This is a genomic window from Actinosynnema sp. NPDC023658 (assembly GCF_040639995.1).
GTDB lineage: Bacteria > Actinomycetota > Actinomycetes > Mycobacteriales > Pseudonocardiaceae > Actinosynnema.
Map to the genome: position 1 here is coordinate 1 of NZ_JBFAAX010000485.1, position 4,445 is coordinate 4,445.

Here is a 4,445-nt window from a genome sequence, read left to right on the forward strand (position 1 = left end):
GAAGTCCTCGGGAAGCATGCGCAGCGCTTTCCCCTCCCAATGCATGGAGGTGCCGCCGAGGACTTCGACCTGCAAACCAAGTACGGCCAGGGCCTGAACTGGCCGCTCAGCTATGACGACCTGGAACCCTACTACCGGCAGGCCGAGGCCGAACTGGGCGTAGCCGCCGAAGTCGAGGACCAGGCATACCTGGGAATGTATTTCCCCGAGGGGTACGTGTTCCCGATGCACCGCATGCCGCCGTCCTATCTCGACCAGACGGTCGCCCGAGGCGTGGACGGCATGCGGGTCAACCTGTCGGACGACGATTACACACTCCAGGTACGGAGCTTCCCGCAGGCCCGTAACGGCGTGCCGAACGCCGCGTACGACGGCGGCAAGGGCTTCGTCCCGGTCGGCGCGGTGAGCACGAGTCAGGTGGAAGAAGGCGAGCGCTGCCAGGGCAACACCAACTGCGTCCCGATCTGCCCTGTGCAGGCCAAGTACCACGCGGGAAAGACGCTGGCCAAGGCGCTCCGCAAGGGCAACGTCACGATCGTGACGCAAGCTGTCGCGTCCAAGGTCGAGATCAACGAACTGGACCGACGAGTGACCGGTATTACCATCAAGAACTACCACTCGCTCGACTCCGACAGTTACGAGACGTACACGGTGAAGGGCACCGTCTACATTCTCTGCGCGCACGCCATCGAGAACGCCCGGCTCATGCTGGCCTCCGACATGCAGCGCATGAGCCGCAGCAAGCTGATCGGCTGCAACCTGATGGACCACGCCTACCTGCTGTCCTGGGGCCTGCTGCCCAAGCCGGCCGGCACGATGCGAGGCACGACCTGCACGAGCGGGATCACCGACCTGCGCGGCGGGCGGTTCCGCGGGACCCAGGCCGGATTCGGCGTGGACATCCACAACGACGGCTGGGGGTGGGCAACCGGCTCGCCCTACACGGACCTGGTCGATCTCGTCGACAACAAAGGCCTGCGCGGGCCCGAGCTGCGCAGGACACTCGGGGACCAGATCTCCCGACAGCTCCTGCTGGCCTTCATGATCGACCTGCTGCCCGACCGGAGCAACACGGTCACTGTGGACGACCGGTACAAGGATGCCATCGGCAACTTGAAACCGGTCGTGTCGCTCAAGATCCCGCCCTACACCATGCGGGGCGCCGCGTTCGCCCGCAAGCTCGCGACCGACATCTTCGAGAAGCTCGGCGCTGAGGACAAAACCCATTACGACGAGAAGAGCTACAGCGCTGTCGAGTACGACGGCCAGTGGTACAACATTCTGGGCGGCAACCACCTGGCGGGCACCCACATCATGGGAACCGACCCGACGAACTCGGTGGTCGACCACACCCAGCAGTCGTGGGACCACGACAATCTCTACCTGGTCGGGCCGGGCAGCTTGCCCTCCATCGGGACTTCCAACATCAGCCTGACCATGGCGGCGCTCGCCTTCCGCAGTTCGACCCACATCGCCAGGTACCTGCGTGCCGCCAAGGCGCCGGTCACCGTCGCCAGCTAAGACGGCCGACAGATCGGCGGGTCGCCCGCGACACCGGCCACCGCCACCGCCCGCGATAGGGAGAACATGTCCGTTTCAGAATCCGTGTCCGTTGCAGAACAGGAGCCGTCCCAGGGCTCCATGATCCAGACCATCGAGGAGCTGCACGAGTACCTCTACAAAGGGCTCCAGCTGGAGCATGCAACGCTCCCGCCCTACCTGACCGCCCTCTACTCGCTACACCCCGGGAAGAACTCGGATGCCTGGCACGTCATCAGGGTCGTGGCCGTCGAGGAGATGCTGCACCTCACCCTGGTCGCGAACGTCCTGAACGCCGTGGGCGGGACGCCGAACCTCACCAGGCCCGGCTTCGTGCCGAACTATCCAACGCGCCTGCCGTCCGGCCCGGATTACTTCGAGGTGCATCTCCGACCGTTCTCGCGCGAGGCTCTCGACACGTTCCTGAAGATCGAGAAGCCCGCGCAGGCAGCCAGCGAGAAAGACAGGGTCGTGCCGATGGACTGGGTGGCCCTTGGACTGATGTCCAACGGCTCGGCACCGCCACCGGACACACTGGCGGAACTCGAGGAGTCCGGCGCCATCCTCGGCCTCGTCCCCGGAGAACCCACCCAGCGCTTCGGGAGCATCGGTGAGTTCTACGAGGAGATCGTTCGGGGTATCAACCACCTGGAGGACCAGGCCCGTGAGGCGGGGAGGACGATTTTCACCGGCGATCCCGCTCGCCAGGTGACCTCCGAGTACTTCTACTCGGGTGGCGGCGATGTGATCAAGGTGACGGGGCGGGACACCGCGGTCGCGGCACTCGCCCTCGTCGCGGAGCAGGGTGAAGGGCTGCACGGCGCCATCTTCGACAACCAGGATGAAATCGCCCACTACTACCGGTTCCAGCAACTGGAGTTGGGGAAGTACTACCAGAAGGGCGACGAGCCAGGCGATCCTTCCGGCCCGGCTCTGCACGTCGACTGGGATGCCGTCTATCCGGTGAAGCCGGACATCAAGCTGGCGGACCTCGAAGGAGATCCGGAGGTCCTGGCGGCGGCCAAGGGATTCAACCAGTCGTACGCCACCTTCCTCACCAGTGTCAATCTCGCCTACAACGGTCAGCCCGAGCTGCTGCTCAAGGCGGTTTGGGAAATGTTCAGCATTCGGGACAGCATGAACCGCCTCATCCGCAACCCGCTCACAGGGCATCCGGGGGCGAACGCCGGCCCGACATTCGAGCTCTGACCGTCGAAGGAGGAGGCACCGTGACGCAAGGACCGACCTCTGATGAGAATCTGCGCGAATTCGTGAGGTTCTCTGCCGCTGTGACCGGGTTCAGCGAGTTCGACCTGTGGGGAACCGGTCAAGCCGAGGCGTACTACGAAACAGTCGTGAATCAAGCAGGGCCGGATGCGATCCAGAACGCGATCTCCTCCGACTCCTCTGTCGTCCCCGCCGATCCGCTGGTGCAAAGCATCATCAAGCTTTGGTACGTCGGCGTCTGGTACGGCCCGGAACTGGCGGGACGCATGGACGTGGCGGCCTGGACGGCGCCCGGCCGGAGCGGCGCGAAGCCCGCCGTCCCGGATGACAGCCGGCCCGAGGAAATCCGGAACCGGCAGGCCGTGCCCGGACAACACCAGGCCGGGGAAAGCGGCGCGTACGCCGAAGACGGACGCAAAGCCTTGTTCGTCGTCTCCTCCGAGGCCTACACCGAGGGGCTGTTGTGGCGGGCGATCGGCGCCCACCCATCCGGCGCGAAGGCGCCGGGCTACGGGTCGTGGGTCAATCCTCCCGCATTCGAGAACTACCAGAAGGAGCAAGTGCAATGACCGGCACCGTCCCGAACTTGAGCCGCGACAAGGTATCACTCGGCGTGACGCCGACCCTGTGGTGGAACGACGACTTCCCGCTGATCGACATCGGGATCCCGTTCGAGCAATGCGTGAGCGAGATGGCGCTCGCGGGTTTCCAGGGCTGCAGCGTCGGCCACAAGTACCCGGCCGACCCCGCTGTACTCAAGGCGGCACTCGACCTGCGCGGCCTGAAGGTGTCCGAGCCGTGGGTGAGCACCTACTTCACCATCGGCGACAAGGACCGGACCATCGAAAATTTCCAGAGGCAGCTGGAGTTCCTCGAGAAAGTGGGCGGCCAGGACATCGTGGTCGCAGAGTTCGGGCAGTCGTCGCACCTGCAGCCCATCCCTGTTTTCGAGCACCGCCCCCACTTCACCGAAGACGATTGGGACCTCCTCACCAGCGGGCTCGACGAGATCGGGAAGCTGGCTGCGGATGGCGGGATGCGGCTCTGCTACCACCATCACATGGGCACCGGTGTGCAGACGGCCGAGGACATCGACAGGTTGATGGCGGGCACCAACCCGGACTACGTGCACCTGCTGTTCGACACCGGACATCTCCAGTTCGCGGGCGACGACCCGCTCGAGACCGCGGAGAGGCACAAGCAGCGGATCAAGCACGTTCACCTCAAGAACGTCCGCCAGTCGGTGGCCGAGAAGGTGCGGAGCGACCACCTCTCCTTCCAGGAGGGAATTCTGCAGGGCGTCTTCACCGTGCCCGGGGACTCGGAAGGCACTATCGACTTCGAGCCCATCCTCTCGACGCTGGGGGAAGCCGGCTACGAGGGATGGCTGGTCGTCGAGGCGCGGTTGTAGTCGAGTGCGGCCCGGCCGGGCCCCGCGAACAGCGCGGCGAACGCCATCGCCGCGTACGCCACCTCCAGCTCCACGCCGTTGGGCGCGAGAAAACCGGCCCGGTACTTCAGCGCGATGACGTTGGCCATCACGCCGAGCACGCCGGCCGCCGCCAGGGGCGTGAACAGGCCCATCCGGTGTCGGCCGCCCACCCGGCGGGGCTGGTGCTGCCCGCGGTCGCGCTGGCGCTGCCGGTCACCGGCGTGCTGAGCCAGGTGCTGCGCGAGGC

General features: G+C 65.6%; 5 protein-coding genes. 4 read left to right on the forward strand and 1 reads right to left on the reverse strand.

Translation table 11 applies throughout. The features are described 5' to 3' along the window. The 4 genes from AB0G02_RS29530 to iolE all read left to right on the forward strand — a co-directional run. Positions 1-1,521 (forward strand): GMC family oxidoreductase (locus AB0G02_RS29530; RefSeq protein ID WP_360800246.1); only part of this gene is annotated, 1,521 nt, incomplete at its 5' end. A gap of 66 nt (positions 1,522-1,587) precedes the next feature. Then, entirely contained in the window at positions 1,588-2,748 is a 1,161-nt protein-coding gene (locus AB0G02_RS29535) for a ferritin-like protein (protein ID WP_360800249.1), read from the forward strand. A 20-nt stretch (positions 2,749-2,768) separates the two neighbouring features. Further along, the gene (locus AB0G02_RS29540; RefSeq protein WP_360800251.1) at positions 2,769-3,335 is read left to right on the forward strand and encodes a hypothetical protein; all 567 of its coding nucleotides are present in this window, start codon (positions 2,769-2,771) and stop codon (positions 3,333-3,335) included. After that, a complete protein-coding gene (gene iolE / locus AB0G02_RS29545; protein WP_360800253.1) occupies positions 3,332-4,177 on the forward strand; it encodes a myo-inosose-2 dehydratase in 846 nt (281 codons plus the stop codon). The genes AB0G02_RS29540 and iolE overlap by 4 nt, the downstream gene beginning before the upstream one ends. Here iolE and AB0G02_RS29550 read toward each other — a convergent pair. Further along, positions 4,141-4,350, reverse strand: coding sequence for a hypothetical protein (locus AB0G02_RS29550; RefSeq protein WP_360800256.1), 210 nt, complete (start codon positions 4,348-4,350; stop codon positions 4,141-4,143). The genes iolE and AB0G02_RS29550 overlap by 37 nt on opposite strands. Between the last annotated feature and the right edge of the window lie 95 nt (positions 4,351-4,445).